This window comes from Maribacter sp. 1_2014MBL_MicDiv, assembly GCF_001865655.1.
Taxonomy (GTDB): Bacteria; Bacteroidota; Bacteroidia; order Flavobacteriales; family Flavobacteriaceae; genus Maribacter; species Maribacter dokdonensis.
In genome coordinates this window covers 360210-380714 of the sequence record NZ_CP011318.1, presented here as the reverse complement: position 1 = coordinate 380714, position 20505 = coordinate 360210, and the positions used below count along the sequence as shown (strand labels likewise).

The 20505-nt window shown below is 36.4% G+C and carries 14 protein-coding genes; 11 read left to right on the top strand and 3 right to left on the bottom strand.

Annotated features, from left to right (window positions below; all coding sequences use genetic code 11):
• Positions 1 to 85: 85 nt before the first annotated feature.
• From YQ22_RS01685 to YQ22_RS01665, 5 genes are all read left to right on the top strand, one after another.
• Positions 86 to 1360, top strand: coding sequence for a ribonucleotide-diphosphate reductase subunit beta (locus tag YQ22_RS01685; RefSeq protein ID WP_058105478.1), 1275 nt, complete (start codon positions 86 to 88; stop codon positions 1358 to 1360).
• Positions 1361 to 3157 (top strand): ribonucleoside-diphosphate reductase subunit alpha, encoded by a 1797-nt coding sequence (locus YQ22_RS01680; protein WP_071339823.1) that lies wholly within the window; start codon positions 1361 to 1363, stop codon positions 3155 to 3157.
• 356 nt (positions 3158 to 3513) lie between these two features.
• On the top strand, positions 3514 to 4593 hold the full coding sequence (locus YQ22_RS01675; protein WP_071339822.1) for an efflux RND transporter periplasmic adaptor subunit: 1080 nt from the start codon (positions 3514 to 3516) through the stop codon (positions 4591 to 4593).
• On the top strand, positions 4593 to 7673 hold the full coding sequence (locus YQ22_RS01670) for an efflux RND transporter permease subunit (protein ID WP_071339821.1): 3081 nt from the start codon (positions 4593 to 4595) through the stop codon (positions 7671 to 7673). The genes YQ22_RS01675 and YQ22_RS01670 overlap by 1 nt, the downstream gene beginning before the upstream one ends.
• 1 nt (position 7674) lies before the next feature.
• Positions 7675 to 8979, top strand: coding sequence for a TolC family protein (locus YQ22_RS01665; RefSeq protein ID WP_071339820.1), 1305 nt, complete (start codon positions 7675 to 7677; stop codon positions 8977 to 8979).
• A 78-nt stretch (positions 8980 to 9057) separates the two neighbouring features.
• Here YQ22_RS01665 and YQ22_RS01660 read toward each other — a convergent pair whose 3' ends face one another.
• Both YQ22_RS01660 and pta read right to left on the bottom strand, forming a co-directional pair.
• Positions 9058 to 10242 carry an acetate/propionate family kinase gene (locus YQ22_RS01660; protein WP_071339819.1) on the bottom strand — a complete coding sequence of 395 codons (1185 nt, stop codon included), beginning with the start codon at positions 10240 to 10242 and terminating at the stop codon, positions 9058 to 9060.
• Between the two features lie 10 nt (positions 10243 to 10252).
• A complete protein-coding gene (pta, locus tag YQ22_RS01655) occupies positions 10253 to 12346 on the bottom strand; it encodes a phosphate acetyltransferase (RefSeq protein ID WP_071339818.1) in 2094 nt (697 codons plus the stop codon).
• Between the two features lie 431 nt (positions 12347 to 12777).
• On the opposite strand from pta, the gene YQ22_RS01650 reads away from it, so the two are divergent.
• From YQ22_RS01650 to YQ22_RS01625, 6 genes are all read left to right on the top strand, one after another.
• Positions 12778 to 13218 (top strand): thioredoxin family protein, encoded by a 441-nt coding sequence (locus YQ22_RS01650; RefSeq protein ID WP_071339817.1) that lies wholly within the window; start codon positions 12778 to 12780, stop codon positions 13216 to 13218.
• A gap of 25 nt (positions 13219 to 13243) precedes the next feature.
• Entirely contained in the window at positions 13244 to 14197 is a 954-nt protein-coding gene (locus YQ22_RS01645) for an FAD:protein FMN transferase (RefSeq protein WP_071339816.1), read from the top strand.
• A gap of 1 nt (position 14198) precedes the next feature.
• Positions 14199 to 14408, top strand: a complete 210-nt coding sequence (locus tag YQ22_RS01640; RefSeq protein ID WP_058105487.1) for a DUF4266 domain-containing protein — start codon at positions 14199 to 14201, stop codon at positions 14406 to 14408.
• A 57-nt stretch (positions 14409 to 14465) separates the two neighbouring features.
• Complete coding sequence (locus YQ22_RS01635) at positions 14466 to 15752, top strand: DUF3570 domain-containing protein (RefSeq protein ID WP_071339815.1); 1287 nt, start codon at positions 14466 to 14468, stop codon at positions 15750 to 15752.
• Between the two features lie 27 nt (positions 15753 to 15779).
• A complete protein-coding gene (gene mqo, locus YQ22_RS01630) occupies positions 15780 to 17255 on the top strand; it encodes a malate dehydrogenase (quinone) (RefSeq protein WP_071339814.1) in 1476 nt (491 codons plus the stop codon).
• 109 nt (positions 17256 to 17364) lie between these two features.
• Positions 17365 to 18240, top strand: a complete 876-nt coding sequence (locus YQ22_RS01625) for a DUF6268 family outer membrane beta-barrel protein (protein ID WP_071339813.1) — start codon at positions 17365 to 17367, stop codon at positions 18238 to 18240.
• 59 nt (positions 18241 to 18299) lie between these two features.
• On the opposite strand, the gene YQ22_RS01620 is transcribed toward YQ22_RS01625, so the two are convergent.
• Positions 18300 to 20501 (bottom strand): xanthine dehydrogenase family protein molybdopterin-binding subunit, encoded by a 2202-nt coding sequence (locus YQ22_RS01620; RefSeq protein ID WP_071339812.1) that lies wholly within the window; start codon positions 20499 to 20501, stop codon positions 18300 to 18302.
• Positions 20502 to 20505: the final 4 nt, after the last annotated feature.

Sequence of the window (20505 nt, the reverse complement as noted above, 5' to 3'; positions counted from 1 at the left end):
TTAACGAGGTAAATGTGAAAATAAGGTGATTAATTTTGGAACTTTACACCTCGCTTAAATAGTTCATCATTAACATTATTTTAACATGAAAATCACACAGGTCATAAAACGGGATTTTTCAACAAAACCCTTCCATTTACACAAAATTACAAATGCTATTTTAAAGGCTATGACAGCCGTTGAACATGGTGGTCCTGGTGAAGCTGAAATAATTTCCAATAATGTGCATTTAGCACTGTTAGAAAGAAAGAAATTAGACGATAATTATATTCCTACAGTAGAGGAGGTTCAAGATTTCGTTGAGAACAAGTTAATGGAAGGCGGTTACTTTGATGTTGCTAAGGGATATATTCTATATAGAAATGAGCAAGCACAGAAAAGAAAATCAAACATCTTTGAAAAGCGAGTGAATCTAAAACCATATGAATACCCTGCGTTGTACGAATACGTTTCTGCAATTAGACATTCATATTGGATACATACGGAATTTAACTTTACAAGTGACATTCAAGACTTTAAGACTGGCTTGAATGACATTGAAAGAAATGCCATAAAAAATGCAATGCTGGCCATTTCCCAAATTGAAGTTGCGGTTAAGAGCTTCTGGGGAGATATCTACCATAAGATGCCAAAACCAGAAATTGGTTCTGTAGGTGCAACGTTTGCAGAAAGTGAAGTAAGACATCATGATGCATATTCTCATTTGTTGGAAATATTAGGTTTAAATGCAGAGTTCAAGAACTTGAAGAAAAAGCCTGTAATAATGAAAAGGGTTCATTATTTGGAAACGGCTCTTAAGAACTCTAAAAGCGAAGACAACAAAGAGTATTCAGAATCAATTTTATTATTCTCACTATTCATAGAGCACGTATCATTGTTTTCTCAATTCTTGATTATCATGGCCTTTAATAAACATAAGAATATGTTTAAGGGTATCTCTAATGTTGTTGAGGCAACCTCAAAAGAAGAACAGATTCATGGCGATTTCGGTATTGACATCATCAATATTATAAAAGATGAGAATCCTACATGGTTTAACGTAGAATTTAATAGTACTGTTCAAGATATGTGTAAAGATGCATTCTTGGCCGAGAGTGATATTATAGATTGGATTTTTGAAGCAGGTGAAATAGATTTCCTTCCTAAAAACTTAATCAAGGAATTCATTAAAAAGAGATTTAATGATTCAATAGAAAGTATCGGAATCGAAAAAATATTTGAGGTAGACGAAGAATTATTATCTCAGACAGAATGGTTTGATGATGAGATAATCGGTACCAAACATGGTGATTTCTTCGTAAAGCGCTCCATCAACTATAGCAAAAGAACACAAAGTATAACCAGTGACGACTTATTTTAAATGAACGATTCAAAAATTAACTTAGAGACTAGCGTAAAGGAAGAAATTAAGCTGAATGGTTCTAATGAACTGGTACAAGCAAGAAAAGAAGCGCTTAAAAGTATAAAACAAGACAAAGAAGAAGGGTTTAAGTGGTTAAATCAAGATAGTCGTAACTTCTTGGCTTCTGGTTACTTAACTCCTGGAGTATCAGCCGAAACCCGTATTCGTGAAATTGCAGATAGAGCGGAGAAAATATTAGGGATGCCTGGTTTTTCAGATAAGTTCTATGGGTATATGAGTGAAGGTTTTTACTCACTGGCATCTCCGGTATGGTCAAATTTTGGAAAAGAAAGAGGATTGCCAATTAGCTGTTTTGGCTCTAATATAGCCGATGATATGGGTAACATTTTGTACACCCAATCTGAAGTAGGTATGATGTCAAAATTAGGTGGTGGTACCTCTGGTTACTTTGGTAATATTAGACACAGGGGAGCAGAAGTAAAAAATAATGGTAAAGCATCTGGTGCGGTACATATTATGCAACTTTTTGAATCTATGGTAGATGTCGTAAGCCAAGGTTCTGTACGTAGAGGTCGTTTTTCTCCTTACTTACCGGTAGAACACGCTGATATTGAAGAGTTTTTGGAAATTGGTACGGAAGGTAATCCTATTCAAGAATTGACTCATGGCGTAACTGTTACGAATGAGTGGATGCAAGAAATGGTAGATGGTGACAATGAAAAACGTTCTATCTGGGCCAAAGTTTTACAGAGAAGAGGTGAAATGGGCTACCCGTATATCTTCTTTAAGGATAATGCCAACAATGGTGCTGCAGATGTATACCAAGAAAAAGGTCATAAGATTTATGCTAGTAACCTATGTACGGAGATTATGTTGCCATCTAGTGACGAGTGGTCTTTTGTATGTGTATTGTCTTCTGTAAACGTTCTTCACTACGATAAATGGAAAGATACAGATGCTGTAGAAACTATGGTATTCTTTTTAGATGCGGTAATTACGGAATTCTGTGAAAAATTAGAAGTATACCGCGATTCTGAAAATAGAGAAGATCGCCAAACCTTTTTGTTCATGGAACGCGCTTATAATTTTGCAAAAGATAACAGAGCGCTAGGTTTAGGAGTATTAGGTTGGCATTCATTATTGCAATCTAAAATGTTGCCTTTCAACAGTCAAGAAGCCTATAATCTAAATAGTGAGATATTTAAAACTATTAAGGAGAAATCTTATAGTGCTTCTGAAGAGTTGGCAGATAAATTTGGAGAGCCAAAGGTTTTAAAAGGTTTTGGAAGAAGAAATGCGACATTGAATGCAATTGCACCTACAACGTCATCTGCATTTATATTAGGTCAGGTTTCTCAAGGTATAGAACCAATTTGGTCAAATACATACGTAAAGGATATTGCCAAGGTGAAAACTACCATAAGAAATCCATTCTTAGTTGATCTTTTAGAGGAGAAAGGCATGAATACTACTGAGGTGTGGAGAAGCATACGTGATTTTGATGGATCTGTACAGCATTTAGATTTCCTTTCTGATTTGGAGAAAGATGTATTTAAGACCTATTCAGAAATTGACCAGATGGACATTATCTATCAAGCAGCAAATAGACAGAACCATATTGATCAAGGTCAATCCGTTAACATTATTGTTCATCCAGAAATGCCAGTTAAGGAAATCAATAAGATTCACGTAACAGCATGGAAATTAGGATTGAAGTCATTGTACTACCAACATAGTATGAATGCTGCCCAAAAATTCAAGCAAAAGAAAGATTGTGCTAGTTGTGAGGCATAAATAATTGTTCTAGAAATAGAATATACAGTTTAAGGTCCGGTGTTTTAGAGAACTAAAAAATTCTACTAAGGCACCGGCTTTTTTTATTAAACAGTTTGTGTTATAATCTTAGTGTAGATACGTTCAGCGTAAATATTCTGAGAGGTTAAAAAATGTTAAATAATAAGGTATATTAAACCATTTTTAAATTTTGAAGTCATATTTAATTGCCTTTATGATAGTCTTTGATATCATTTTTTATATAGTTGAAAATATGGTGCTAAAACCTTGTTAAATATAGCTTAAGATATCCCCAAAATAGGTGTTTAGGTTTAGATTTGTTAGTAGCCAAACTAACTAAAAACAATCCACCACCTATGAAAACAAAATACATTGTTTACGGTATCTTGCTGATAGGGTTGACCGCTTTGATCGTTTATCGAATAAATGCCAATAATGAAATTGGAGAGCCTAAACTGTCAGAGGAATCATCAACAGCTACAACAGTAAAAGGCCTTGTTTTACAAGAACAAGAATTTAATGACAATATTTCTCTCTCTGGAACCATTGAAGCAAATGAACAAATAGAAATTAGAAGTGAAATATCAGGAGTTGTGGAGAGTATCAATTTTGAGGAAGGTAGTAAAGTGGTAGAAGGTCAAGTACTTTTTACTGTAAATGATGTTGAGCTACAGGCACAATTGTCAAAAGTACAAACGGCACAAAAATTAGCTTCTGAAAATGAACGAAGGGCAAAATTGCTTTTAGAAAAGCAGGCTATTAGTCAAGAAGAATATGAAATTGCAAGTGCGGATTTTCAGTCTGCAAGTGCAGAATCACAACTCATACAAGCCCAATTATCAAAAACTATTGTGAGGGCACCGTTCTCAGGTACCATTGGTTTACGTTCCATATCAAAGGGAACCTATGTTACACCGTTAACACCTATTGCTAAGTTGGTGAATACCAGTAAACTTAAAATCACCTTTTCCATACCCGAAAAGTATGCATCCCAAGTGGAGATTGGTACAAATCTTACTTTTACTACTTCAGACGCCAATATAAATCATGAGGCTACTGTGTATGCTATAGAACCTGAGGTTGAAATTGCTACCAGAACCTTGAAAATGAGAGCAATTGCAGAGAATAGTGACGGGAAAATTTACCCAGGTACTTACGCAAACGTTCTTTTGCCTTTAGAAAGCGTTGATAATGCGTTATTGGTTCCGTCAGAATCTTTGATTCCGGTACAGAACGGTAAACGCATTTTTATATCTGAAAAAGGTAGGGCAAAAGAGATAGATGTAGAAATTGGTACAAGAACTGGAAATGAAGTTAGGGTGTTGACAGGCTTAAAAGCCGGTGATACCATTTTAACTTATGGCGTAATGGCCTTAAAAAATGGCACACCGGTGGAAATAGATTTTAATCAACCAGAAGCAAGAACAGGGGAATAATGAATCTATCTACTTTAAGCATAAAAAGACCGGTACTTGCCATAGTAATGAATGTGACCCTGGTTCTTTTTGGAATTATAGGTTATACGTATTTAGGAATTAGGGAATTTCCGTCAATTGACCCGGCACAAGTTTCGGTAAGAACTACATATTCTGGTGCCAATGCAGATATTATAGAATCTCAAATTACAGAACCACTGGAGAAGGCCATTAATTCTATTGACGGCATTAGAAATTTAAGCTCATCTAGTGTACAAGGTTCAAGTTCTATTAATATAGAATTTAATCTAGACAAAGATCTAGAAGAAGCAGCAAACGATGTTAGGGATAAGGTGTCACAAGCAATTAGAAGTTTGCCCGATGATCTTGACTCTGCACCTGTGGTGTCTAAATCTGATGCGGATGCACAAAGAATATTGTCAATGACCGTTCAGAGCGATAATAAAAATATTCTTGAATTATCCGACTATGCTGAAAACGTCATCGCTCAAAGAATAGAAACCATACCAGGCGTTAGTAGTGTGCAGATTTGGGGTCAACGAAGATATGCCATGAGGCTCTGGATAGACCCTTTAAAACTTTCCTCATATGGATTAACGGTTTCAGATGTACAAGATGCATTATTGGCACAGAACGTAGAATTACCATCGGGAAAATTAACCGGCGATAACACAGAGCTAACAGTAAAGACCATAGGTAATTTAAGTACTGAAGAACAATTTAATAATATCATTATCATGGCAGATAATGATAAGTTAGTGCGTTTAAGTGATATAGGTCAAGCTTCATTAGAGGGTGAGAACATGGAGACTAAAATGAGCGATTCTGGTCAGCCCATGGTAGCTACTGCGGTAATTCCACAACCCGGTACTAACTATTTGGAAATCGCAGATGCTTTTTACGAGGAATACGAAAACCTTAAAAAAGATTTACCTGAAGGTTTTAAATTGAATATTGTAATTGATGACACCGTCTTTGTAAGACGGGCGGTTACCGAAGTAGCCGAGACCTTACTTATTTCGGTAATTCTGGTAATATTGGTCATCTTTGTTTTCTTTAGAAACTGGTCAATGGCCATGCGCCCTTTAATTGATATTCCTGTATCCTTGATAGCTACGTTTTTCGTAATGTGGTTGTTTGGTTATTCAATAAATGTTTTAACACTTTTGGCTATTGTATTGGCGACGGGATTGGTTGTTGATGATGGTATCGTTGTGACCGAAAATATTTATAAAAAGGTAGAAGAGGGTATGAGTCCCATTGAGGCGGCTATCAAAGGGTCTAATGAAATATTTTTTGCTGTAATATCCATATCAATAACATTGGCAGCCGTATTTTTGCCCGTCATCTTTTTAGAAGGGTTTGTAGGAAGGCTATTTAGGGAGTTTGGGGTAGTACTTGGAGCAGCTGTACTAATTTCGGCATTTGTGTCTTTATCGTTAACTCCCATGCTCAATGCCTACTTAATTAAACCGGGCAAACAAAAGCAAACTAAATTTTATCACGTAACTGAGAAATACTTTTTGCAAATGAATAAATCCTATGCAGAATCGCTAAGGGTTTTCATGAAAAGAAAATGGTTGAGTTTCCCTATTCTAGCGGGCTGTATAGCTTTAATTGCGGTATTTTATATTCTTCTACCAAAAGAAACGGCTCCTTATGATGATCGTAGCTTTATACGTTTAAGTGTTAATGCTCCAGAGGGTTCTTCTTATGAGTATATGGATCGGTTAATGACCGATATTACCGAATTGATAAATGATTCGGTGCCAGAAAAAAAGGTGAGTTTGGTTTTGACTTCACCTGGTTTTGGTTCTTCATCTGTGAACAGCGGTAGGGCTAATATTGCATTGGTAGATCCTAGTGAGCGTGATCGATCGCAAAGAGAGATTGCCAATGATTTAGGTGAATGGGCAAAAGCTTATGTAGGAGGAAAATCTAACGTATCGGAACGCCCAACTATTTCAGTGAATAGACGTGGAGGTCCACCGATACAGTATATTATTCAAGCTCAGAATTTTGATAAGTTAAAGGAATACATACCGGAATTTATGGCAGAAGCTGAGAATGATGAGACTTTTTCTTATGTAGATGTTAATTTAAAATTTGATAAACCGGAGCTATATGTTTCTATAGATAGGGAGAAAGCGGAGACATTAGGAGTATCTGTTATAGATGTAGCCCAAACTTTGCAATTGTCATTAAGTGGTCAGCGTTTTGGCTATTTTTTAAAGAATGGAAAACAATATCAAGTAATAGGTCAGTTTGATAAGGAGGATAGGAATGCACCAATGGACCTCACATCCATATTTGTAAAGAACAAGGACGGATTACTTATTCAATTGGATAATTTGGCACATACTACCGAGCATAGTAGTCCGCCACAATTATATCATAACAATCGCTACATGGCAGCTACGGTTTCAGCAAATCTTGCACCTGGAAAAACTATAAATGATGGTATTGCCGCAATGGAAAGAATTAAAGAAAATGTACTTGATGATACCTTTACCACTGATCTGGGAGGTGAATCTCGTGATTTTGTTGAGAGTAGTTCCAATACACTCTTTGCATTTGGACTAGCATTATTACTGATATTTTTGATTTTAGCGGCTCAATTTGAAAGCTTTATTGACCCTTTTATTATCATTTTAACGGTGCCAATGGCGGTTGCCGGTGCACTGTTTTCATTGTGGTTGTTTGGGCAATCTTGGAATATATTTAGCCAGATCGGTACTATAATGCTAATTGGTCTTGTAACTAAGAATGGTATTTTGATTGTTGAGTTTGCAAACCAATTAAGGGAGCAAGGTATTGAAAAAAGTGAGGCAATTATGAAGGCTTCAGAATCAAGGTTAAGACCTATTTTAATGACCAGTTTAACCATTGCATTAGGCGCTCTACCAATTGCGTTATCTCTTGGAGCGGCATCAACTAGTAGAATAGGTATGGGTGTAGTAATTATAGGAGGTACCATGTTTTCTTTGCTATTAACCCTTTTTGTGATACCTGCCCTGTATTTATTGTGGTCTAGGGAGAAAGTAGAGAGACCGGAGTTTAAAGTACTTGAAACCAACTAGAATGAATATAACCAAGCTACCATTTTTATTATTGATTATTTTACATCTTAACGCCGCCGCACAAGAAATTCTGACTATTGAAGATGCCGTTAAGATTACGGTCCAGAACAACTATCAGATCATCACGGCCGCCAACAATTTAAAAATTGATTCTGTCTCCGTAAGTCCGGGTTTTGCTGGTATGCTTCCTACTTTAGAAGCAAGTATTGAAGATAATAATAGTGTGCAGAATTTATCACAAACAAGAACAGATGGTTCTCAAGTAGAACAGGACAATGCTAAAAATAATAGTTTGGATTATGGGGTAACTTTAGATTGGACCTTATTTGATGGGCTAAGTATGTTTGCGGCATATGATCAATTGAAACAGAACCGGGAATTAGGTGCAGAAGAATTAAAGCAAGTGGTATTGACCAAGGTTGGCGAGGTAATGATAACTTACTACGATTTGGTACAACAACAACAGCAATTAGCCGCTTTGGACAGTACTATTTATATTTCAGAACAAAGAGTAGAATTGGCTAGAAATAGATTCTCTATTGGAAAGGCCTCTAAATTGGAAGTTTTAAATGCTCAAGTAGATTTAAATACCGATCAAACTTTAATGCAACGCCAAAAAGAACTGTATGCAAATACCAAAATTCAGTTGAACGAACAATTGGCGAGGGACTTAACCACTGAATTTAAGGCAGTACCCGAAATATTCGTTGATCAGAGTTTATTGTTACCTGATTTAGAATCTAAATTAATGGCCAATAATCCAGAATTAAATGCTGAGAGAATTAGTAAGAGAATTAGTGAGCTAGAATTAAAACAGGTTAAAGCAGCAAGGTATCCTACAATTTATGCAACTACGGGCTATAATTTTGGAAAATCAGAATCTAGTCTTGGTTTTACTACAAGTTCGGAGTCTAACGGATTTAGTTATGGATTTGGGGCAACATTAAATTTATTTGATGGATTTAATCAAAATAGGAATGAGAAAATAGGAAAAATGGAATTGGAAAACGCAGCAATAGCTATTAAAGAAAAAGAACAACAGCTGCTTTCTACTTTGAGTACAACCTATCAAACTTATTTGACCAATATTAGTTTAATTGAACTAGAGGGAAATAATGAGGCAATAGCGAAAGAAAATTTAGACATAACGGTAGAAAAGTACAGAATAGGAATTATTCCTACAATTGAGTTTAGAACGGCACAACTTAATTATATAAATGCTAGGGTTAGATTTAGTAATGCAAAATTTCAAGCCAAATTATCTGAAATTATTTTAAAACAAATGTCTGGAGAATTGGCAATATGAAACGGGTACATTATGTATGGGAAAGCCTTGGAATTTAGCCATCAATTACAGAACAATTTCCAAGACTTATAATCATCACTAATTAATTAACTGGTAAACCTGTTTGGCAATTTCTAATTCTTCATTTGTAGGGATTACCAGAATTTTAACCTTAGAATCCGTGGTATTTATTTCTCTAACATTTTTAGACCTTAATTCATTTTTGGAGTCGTCTAAGTGAAGGTTAAAACAATCCATATCCTTGCACACAAGTTGACGCATTAAACTAGAGTTTTCTCCAATACCGGCAGTGAAAATAATAGCGTCTAAACCGTTCATTGCCGCAATATAGGCGCCTATGTATTTTTTAATTCGGTAGGCGTTCATTTCTAAAGCAAGAATGCAATCGGTATTACCTTTACTTGCCTCTAATTCAATATCACGTAAATCATTGTAACCTGTAAGGCCTAGCATTCCACTTTTTTTGTTCAAAAGTTCATTTACTTCATCTAAATGATACCCAAGTGTATTCACCATATAAAAAATAATGGAATGGTCAATATCACCACTTCGTGTACCCATTACCAATCCGTTAGACGGTGCAAATCCCATACTATGATCTATGCTCTTACCATCTTTGATAGCGGTAATACTACAACCATTTCCCAAGTGAATGGAAATGAGCTTGGTATTTTGATTGCTTAGATATTCATTTGCTTTCTCAGAAACATATTTATGGCTGGTACCATGAAAGCCATACGCCTGAACTCTCTTTTCTTCGAACAGGATATTGGGAACGGCATATTTTTTAGCTTTTATGGGTAACGTACCATGAAAGGCAGTATCGAAAACAACGATTTGCTTAGATGATTCAAAAATTTCCTCCGCCATTAGTATTCCTTCTAGATTGGCAGGATTGTGTAAAGGGGCTAGGGGAGAAAGCGATTTTATTTTTTGTTTAACTTCTTCATTGATTAAAGTAGTATCAACATAATCTTTACCACCATGTACCACACGATGACCAATGGCATCTATTTCTTCAGTACTATTGATCACGCCCATTTCAGCATCAAGCAAAAGAGAAGTAATTCGCTCCAGACCAGCTTTGTGAGTTGCAATTTCATAGGTTTTTTCAACCTTATGTGTATCCGTTTTATAGGTTGAAATAGCTTGGGTGCTACCAATACGCTCTATAGATCCTTGACAAATAATCTTTGCCGCAGGCATATCTAAAAGTTGATATTTTATAGATGAGCTACCAGAGTTGATAATTAAAATGTTCATGAAAATGAGTTTAGAATCCTTCTGCTTGAATAGCAGTAATTATTACAGTGTTAAAAATATCATCTACGGTACAACCTCGGCTTAAATCATTAACCGGTTTATTTAGACCTTGTAACATTGGTCCGATCGCCAAGGCACCAGTTTCTCTTTGTACCGCTTTATAAGTATTGTTTCCTGTATTCAAGTCAGGGAATATAAACACGCTAGCTTGTCCTGCAACTTCAGATTCGGGCAATTTACTTAAACCAACTTTGGCATCAACGGCTGCATCATATTGAATGGGACCTTCCACTTTTAGGTCGGGTCTTTTATCTTTTATGATTTCAGTAGCTTTTCGTACTCTATCAACATCTTCACCAACACCCGATGCTCCTGAAGAATATGATAGCATGGCTATTTTAGGTTCTATGCCAAATGCAGCGCTTGTTGCCGCAGATGAAATTGCAATTTCAGATAATTGCTCTGAAGTAGGATTAGGGTTAATGGCACAATCTCCAAAAACAGTGACCCTATTGGGTAAACACATAAAAAATATGGAAGATACAATAGAAACACCAGGCTTTGTTTTTATAAACTGTAATGCAGGTCTTATGGTATGTTGTGTGGTATGTACGGCACCGGAAACCATGCCGTCAGCATGCCCTTTATAAACCATCATGGTACCATAATATGATACGTCTTCCATTAAATCTTTGGCCATTGCCAAGTTTACGTTTTTATGCTTACGTAATTCAAACAGGGTAGTGGCGTAATCTAAAAAATTGTCAGATGTTGTAGGATCAATAATGTTTATGGTGCTAAGGTCTATGTCAATATCCAGTTCAGTGATTTTTGAAATAATCTGATCTCTATTGCCTAAAAGTGTAATGGTTACCGCTTCGGCATCTATCAACATTTTGGTTGCCATCAGAATTCGTTCATCAGAACCTTCGGGCAGTACAATATGTTTTTTAGATGATTTGGCTTTTTGCAGAAGGTTATATTGAAACATTCTAGGGGTAATGCCCTTAGCTTTAAAAGTAATTAACCTTTCGGCCAGTTCTTTGGTAGGAATGTGTTTTTCGAACTCTTGTATTGAGGTCTGTATTTTTTCGGTATTTTCAGCATAAATACGAGGTCTAATAGTCCCTATTTTATTGGTGACATAGAAGGTACCTCTTGCTACAGATAGAATGGGAATGATGTCTGAAAGTCCCTCTATCAACTTTATAATGGATTCTTCCGGTAATAAACCACCGGTTAGAACAATACCGGACAAGCTAGGGTAGTTCGTAGAAATATTTGCCTGTAGCGCCCCTAAAATAATATCTGCGCGATCACCAGGTGTAATCACCAAGCTATCATCTTTTAAATGCGTTATGTAGTTACGTAATTGCATGGCGCCAACACTAAAACTACCAACTTGGTTATTGATAAAATCTTCCCCAAAAAGAATTTTAGCATCTAGTTCTTGGGCAATTTCCTTTAATGTAGGGCTACCTAAAATAGGGTTTACAGGTATGGTACCTACCAATACGTCATTGGGTAGTTTTTCTTTTAATCCTTCAGAAACAATAGAAACATTTTCTGGTTGTACTTTATTGGCTACGATTAAAAGTACATCTACACCTTTCTCTTTAAAAGAGTCATAGGCCATGTAAAGATTACCGACCAGTTCACCTAAAGTTTTGTTTTTTCCGCTTGCTAGAATAACTGCAGGTATGCCTAGGTTTTTTGCAATAAGAACATTAATGTCCCATTCAATTATGGCACCTTCTCCAGAAAAATCTGTTCCTTCCACTAAAACGAAATCGAACTTTTTTTCAATAGTTTTATACTTGTGTATAATATGCCCTACAATTTCATCATCTTTATCTAGGTTTTTTAATTGAACCACCTGGCTACGAGTATATGCAAAAGCTTCTTCAGGCTTCATATCTACATTAAAGTAGCTTAAAACAGTGTCAATATGATTGTCGGTTTTCCCTTCGGGAACATCATCGATAATAGGTCTGAAATAACCAACCTTTGCAGTTCTACCTAAAAGAAGTTGCATAAGACCTAATGAAATAATTGATTTTCCACTATTTGGTTCTGTAGTAACAATATATATAGCTTTACTCACGTGTAAATGGGATTAGTGTTTATCAAATTTATAGGATTTTGTCAGGGAATACTATTCATGGATTATAAACTGACATTTTTGTTTAAAAAATCATGTTTTTATGATGTGTAGTTTTTAAAATAAACACAACTTGTTGATTCTAAATTTTCAAGTTTCAAAAATATAGACCAAGGGTATTCTTAAATATGATGAAAATCATATAATAGAGAAAGATGTTTAAAGAGTTTTGGGGGAATACTATCTCAAATCTTGACTAGCTTACATATAATAAAACATTGGTCATTTAAAGTAGTGAACATCAGTATCATCAAGTACACAATTTTTACTAAAAGGTGCGTTAAGCTATTAGAGGCTATTGCATTGCCGTAGCTTTTAAAACGCAGATACTGCAAAGTGCTTTGTATTAATCTGTTGCAGCAGAATTGAATTTTATGAAAAAATACGTAATTACAGTTTTGATGTTGATTATAGGGTTAAGTACCGCTATTGCCCAAGATTGGCAGACGGATTTTACTGAAGCAAAAGAACTTGCTAAAACTCACAATTTGCCTATTGTCCTTGTTTTTCAAGGTTCAGATTGGTGTGCACCTTGTATTAAATTGGATAGATCTGTATGGTCTACGAATGAATTTAAAGACTATGCTAAGGAGCATTACGTAATGTTGCAAGCAGATTTTCCACGTAGAAAAAAGAATGCTTTGCCAGTAGTGCAATTAAATAAGAACAAGGTTTTGGCAGAAAAATACAACCGGCAAGGTATCTTCCCCTTCGTGGTAGTAATGAATGCGGATGGTAAAGTGTATGGCGAAACCAGTTATAAAAAACTGTCACCAAAAGAATACATTGCAGAATTAAATTCATTCATAAAATAGCTTGAAAAAACTAGTTCTCATAGTAATGATATGTTCTGTTGGGCAGCTTCTGGCTCAAGAGCCTTTTAAGCGTACTATGAAATTAATGGGTAGCCGTTTTGATATTACGGTTGTGGCTAAAGATCCTATTGAAGGTGAAGAGTATATAGATTTGGCTATCAATGAAATAAAGAGAATAGAAAAGTTGATTTCTTCTTGGGACCCAAATTCACAGACATCGGAAATTAATAAAAATGCAGGCGTAAAACCTGTTAAAGTTGATGCGGAATTGTTCAATTTAGTACAAAGGGGAATAGGAATTTCTAAATTGACCGATGGTGCTTTTGATATCAGTTATGCATCAATGGATAACATCTGGAAATTTGATGGTAGCATGACTGAAATGCCTGAGGAAGCAACCATAAATGCATCCGTTTCTAAAGTAGGACATCAAAATATCCTCTTGAATAAAGAAGATCATACCGTTTTCCTCAAATTGAAGGGTATGAAAATAGGTTTTGGAGCAATAGGAAAAGGTTATGCGGCGGATAAGGCAAAAGAACTATTGATTTCCAGAGGTGTGGTAGCAGGTATTATAAATGCATCTGGAGATATGAATACTTGGGGAAAGCAACCTAATGGTGATAGTTGGCAAGTAGCCATTACCAACCCAATGGATAAGAACAAGATGTTTGCATTATTACCCTTGAATAATGGAGCGGTAGTTACCTCCGGTAATTATGAGAAGTACGTAACTTTTAATAATACCAGATATACACATATCATTGATCCCCGTAGCGGTTATCCGGCAACGGGTATAGTTAGCGTAACGGTATTTGCCCCAAAGGCAGAACTTGCAGATGCGCTAGCAACATCCGTTTTTGTAATGGGTAAAGAAGTGGGTTTAAATAGAATAGAGCAGTTGCCAAAGGTAGAGTGTATCATTATTGACGACTTGGGTACTATAATTACATCTAAGAATATTCAAATAAATAAGTAAAATGAAAAGGATTTTAATTGTGTTGGTAATGATTGGTGGTCTTAGTAGCTGCACGGTATTAAAGGAGTACGATAAAGTAAATATCAATGATCCGGATATGACCTTGCAAGATAAAAAGTGCGATAGAAATGTGATTACCATGCATTCGTATAGAGAAGCAGCGGTAGGTGCAAATGGAGGTAAAACAGGTGGAGGCTGCGGCTGTAATTAGTAAGTAATGAAACAACAAAGACATAAGTTTAAATTTATAGTGCTACTCATTACATGTATGCTATGCGGTGCTGGTTACGCCCAGCAAAATACCGGAGCAAACAACTCTTATAAAAAACGTGTGTTGGAAACTACCGAAGTAGATTTCTTAAGCAGTTACTATTCTCAAAACGGTGATAATGCTGCTGTTACCGGTGGTATTGGTACAGAAGAACTTACAGATGTTACGGGAACTATTATAGTATCGGTTTCATTGAATGATGATGATATTTTAACCATTGATGCTGGTGTTTCTGCCTACACCTCTGCATCTTCTAGTAATGTGGATCCATTTGATGGAAGCGAAAGGGCAGATGCTTTTGTAGCAAGTACTGGAGCTTCTAGGTCAGATGTATGGACCAACTTGTCCGGCACATATACGCATAGTTCAGATGATAGAAATACTATGTACTCCGGAAATCTATCAGTGTCATCGGAATATGATTATTTTTCATTCGGATTTGGTGGTGGGTTAACAAAGCTCTTCAATGAAAAAAATACCGAGGTAAGTATTAATGCGAATATATTTCTAGATACCTGGACTCCCATTTACCCAACGGAACTAAGACCTTTTGCAAGTGGGGCAAATGGTTTGGATAACGGATTCTTTTTAAACAAAACAATTACCGGGAACACAGATTACAGCCCTACTTTTGAGAAGTTTACAGATGAGACAAGAAACTCCTATTCGGTAGGTTTGGGCTTTTCTCAAATTCTAGGTAAAAATCTTCAAGGTTCATTGGCTTTGGATTTTGTAAAGCAAGATGGTTTATTGAGTACACCTTTTCAACGTGTTTATTTTGCAGATGTAGCCGATTCATTTATTCAAGAATTTCAACTTGCGGATGCTATTGAGCAACTACCGGATAGCCGCTTTAAAGTTGCAGGTAGCGGAAGGTTGAATTGGTATATAAATGAAAGTGTTGTGTTACGATCCTACTATAGATATTATTTTGATGATTGGGGTATTAACTCGCACACGGCAAGTGTAGAAGTGCCTATTAAGCTAACGGATAAGTTTACGGTATACCCATCCTATAGATTTTACCAGCAGTCAGCCGCAGATTATTTTTACGGATATGAAGAAGCATTTTCTACGGATACGTTTTATACCTCTGATTATGATTTGTCAAAATATTCGGCAAACCAATTTGGAATGGGAGTTTCCTACACGGATATTTTTACAAAAATGCATGTCTGGAAACTCGGACTTAAAAGTATTGATGTAAAGTTCTATAAATATGATAGGAATACGACCTTTAGTTCCAGCATTGTTACAGCAGGCTTTAAGTTTGTGATGGATTAATTTTATATTACATTTTAAAAATTTATAATGGTTTTACGAGAAGAATATGACCTAATATGTGTAGGTGCAGGTATCATGAGTGCTACGTTAGCTTTATTGGTAAAACAGTTAAAGCCAGATCTTAACGTGCTGATCGTTGAACGATTAGGTAAAGTGGGACAAGAAAGCTCTGCCGCTTGGAACAATGCAGGTACAGGTCACTCTGCCTTATGTGAGTTGAACTATACTCCAGAAAACGAAGATGGTGCTGTAGATATTAGCAAGGCAATTAACATCTGTACCCAGTTTGAAATATCTAAGCAATACTGGTCTTATTTGGTAACGGAAGGCTTGATCAAAGACCCTAAAACATTCATCGCTCCCGTACCACATCATAGCTGGGTAAAGGGAGGAGAGAACGCCAACTATCTTGAAAATCGTTTTAAAGCTTTTAAAGAGCATTTTATGTTCAACTCGATTGAGTTTACTAGAGAAGTTGAAAAAATGAAAGAATGGTTTCCTTTAATGATGCATAATCGTACTGAAGATGAGGTTATGGCAGCATCGCGAATAGATAGGGGAACCGAGATGAATTACGGCGCATTAACGGAAAAATTATTTGATATACTTAAAGATGAATATGATACTGAAGTATTGTTCCATACAGAGGTTGAAGACATAGACCCTGACCATGATGAAGAATGGTTGGTGAAGATGAAAAATTTAGAAACAGGTAAGAAAAATACAATCGATGCCGAACATGTTTTTATCGGTGCCGGTGGCGGTAGTCTTTTATTGCTGCAAAAGGTTGAAATAGACGAGAAAGACGGCTACGGTGGATTTCCTGTTAGTGGCGAGTGGTTGGTCTGTAAAAATCAAGATATCATAAATCAGCATAACGCCAAGGTATATAGCAAAGCAGGTATTGGTGACCCGCCAATGTCGGTACCGCATTTAGATACCCGTTATATCAATGGAAAGAGAGAATTGTTATTTGGTCCGTTTGCAGGTTTTAGTCCTAAGTTTTTAAAGGAAGGTTCTTATTTAGACCTGTTTAAATCTATCAATTTTGATAATATACCATCCATGTGGGGCGTGTTTTGGCATAATCTTCCATTGACAAAATATTTATTGGAACAAGTGACCATGAGCTTTGATGATCGCATGGAATCATTGCGTCAATTTGTTAAGGATGCCAAAAATGAAGATTGGGAAATTGTAATTGCAGGTCAACGTGTTCAAACCATAAAAAAAGATGAATTTGAAGGCGGTTCGTTGGAGTTTGGTACACAATTGGTAAGTAGTAAAGACGGTAGAATTACATGTTTGTTGGGTGCATCACCAGGAGCTTCAACTTCTGTTAAAATAATGCTCGATGTTATTGAAAAAGCATTTCCGGAATTGGTGGCATCGGAACAAGGGAAAGATAAATTAAATGAAATGGTCCCATTTTATAATAAGGAAGTCACTAAAGAATTATTCGATCAAGAATTGGCTAGGGTAACCAAAGATTTGAATTTGTAGTTTAAGGTAAATCTTTTAAGATACTTTTATGCTTATTAGAACAACAAGTGTACAATAAATAGACCGTACTTGCATTATCCTTAATTAGATAGATGGTAAGTACAATTACATGCATCATAAAATTTTAATCCTTTTTTTATTTTTGATTACCGGATCTGCCTCGGCACAGTTGAGCGATTTGGCAAGAATAGATTTTACGTTTATACCCAATAAAAATTCTGATGTAGAATATACCCGTTCTAGAGTATTGATAAATGCTCCAATTCCTTTAAAGGGAGAAGGTAAATATTTGTTTTTAGGGTTTGATTATAGCAATATTCATCTTCGCTTTAAAGATGAAGAATTACCATTTGATAGAAATCAATTAAATGACTTTAGAATACTTGATTTTACCATAGGGTATACACAACCACTAAAGAATGATTGGCGATTAGGGGTAAGGTTTCAGCCGGGTATAAGTACAAACCATACGGCAAGAAATTTAACGGTTGATGACATCGTCTTTTCGGGAGACTTGGTTTTTATTAAAACATATCAAGATGACTATAAGCCCTCACGTTTGATCTTAGGGCTTTCGTATTCCCAAAATAGAGGCTATTTATTCCCTTTACCGTTTATAAGTTACTACAAGAAATTTAGTGCAGATTGGTCATATAATTTGGGGATTCCCAAAACCAATTTACAATACCATATATCGGACAAACATAGAATGAAGTTGTTTGCCCAATTAGATGGTTTTACCTCTAATGTGCAGAATGGGGCACTAGTGAATGATACGGATGTTGCGGAACTCATAAATATGTCTTTGATCAATGGTGGTCTACAATATGAGTATCATTTTACAGATCACTTTCAGCTAGATTTAAGGGCGGCTTATAACTTTAGTTTAAGCAATAAGCTAAAAGATGGAGACAATAATACCATACTTACAATAGATAACGATTCTAGAAGTTATTTGAGGGCGGTATTGAAATTTAAAATATGAACTAAAAAAACGCCAGAATTTTTATTCTGGCGTTTTAGTATTACAATAGCATAAGGGTATTAACCTATTACGGATTTCTCCGTAATAAACGGTTGATTATAATGTCTTTGTCCTGTAGCTTTATAAAGGGCATTGGCCAACGCGCCAATAATTGGAGGTAATGAAGGCTCTCCCAAACCTGTTGGGTCAATTCCGTTATCCACAAAGAACGTTTCTATTTCTTTAGGTGCTTCCTTATGTCTTATTAAGCGATAAGTGTCAAAATTCTTGTGTTGTGGTTGCCCGTTTTCAAAGGTCATTTCACTATAGGTGGCATGCCCTATGCCATCTATAATTCCACCTTCAATTTGGTTTTTTGCAGCCATTGGGTTGATTACAATACCGCAATCTACCGCACACCATACTTTATCAACTTTTGGAGCATCTGTATCATCATTTAAGTCTAATACTTGTGCAACATAAGAGTTATGGCAGTAATAGGCAGAAACACCTCTTTTTGCACTACCTTGCCCGTTAGACCAACCGGATTTATCCCTTACCAATTTTAAAACACCGGCATAACGCTCGGGATCGTAATCGTTCTTCTCTGGTTCACCAACAGGATTTTTAATTGCTCTGTCAAAAAGTTCCAGTCTGAACTCAATAGGGTCTTTACCTGCGGCTTCTGCAACTTCATCAATAAAGGCCTGTTCTGCACCGGCAACAAAGTTTGAGCGTGGTGCTCGCCAAGCTCCGGTAGTAACTACCGTTTCTAAATTAAACTTCTCAGCTAAGTAATTATCTACCGCACCGGCAGGAAACCTATTTTCAAAAAGTAGGTCGTCATTAGATCCGGCACCTTTAACATGCCATGCAAGCAAGTTACCCTCTTTATCCAATGCTGCTTTATATTTTACCTTGTAGGTAGGGCGATATGTTCCCTGGGTCATATCATCCTCTCGGGTATATACTAATTTTATGGGAGCTTGCATTTTTTGTGAAATCACCGCAGCTTCTACTCCAAATGTTCCATAGAGGCGTCTTCCAAAACCACCACCCATACGTGTCATTTTAATATCGATTTTTTCAACCGGTAAGCCTAATCTAGAAGCCAATGTTTTTTCTAAAAACTCAGGTGTTTGTATGGGACCGTTCAATAACGCCCTTTCTCCATTTACATCTGCAAAGAAGTTCATGGGCTCCATGGTATTGTGTGCTAAAAATGGTGCGCTATACGTACGTTCAATAACCTTATCGGCTTTTCTAAATGCACTTGCCACATCACCATCTTTACGTGCAGGTTTTTTAGAAGTAGAATTCAATAATTTAGTCAATGCCTCATCATGGCCTTCGGTACTTTCTAAGGTCGAAGTTTCTTCCCATTCAACCTTCAACGCTTTTTTGGCTTGCATACATTGCCAGGTAGAATCACCTACAATGGCTACCAATTTAGCAATTGCACCACCATCGGACCACTGCTTTTCAACATTTTCAGGATAAACATCAATAGGGAAAACATCTTTAATTCCGGGCATAGATTTTACAGCTTCTGCATCCATTGATTTATAGGTGAGTCCAAAGGCTGGTGGATGTATAATCATGGCAATCATCATACCTTCCTCTTGAATATCAATACCAAATAAAGGTTTACCGGTAACCAAATTAGGTCCGTCAACATTTCTTTTATCCGTTCCTATAATATTGAAATCACTTGTTTCTTTTAACGCAACCTCTTCTGGCACGGTCATGGTAGCGGCTTTAGAGGCCATTTCTCCAAAACCAGCGGAATTATCAGAGGCGGTATGGCTTATAACACCATTGTCAACGGTTATTTCAGAGGCATCTACTTGCCACGCATCCGCTGCCGCAGCAACTAACATATGTCTCGCTGTGGCACCGGCCATTCTAAGTCCAGACCAACCAGCTCTTATAGATTGGCTTCCCCCTGCAAGTTGTCTTTGGAAAATATCGGTATTCAAAGGAGCTTGTTCAACCACAACGTCTTTCCAATCAACACCTAGTTCATCTGCTATGATCATAGGCATTGAGGTTTTTACATTCTGTCCAATTTCTGGATTTGGAGACATAATGGTTACCAAACCGTTATCGGCAATTTTTAAGAATCCATTAATGTTGAACCATTCCTTTGGTATACTTTTTATTTGTTCTGGTGTAGGTTTGCATGAAGCAAGCCAGCTAAACCCTAAGATCATTCCGCCACCTGCTAGTGTACTACTTTTTAGAAAGGAACGTCTATTATATGAAGTTTTAATGAGTGTCATCTGT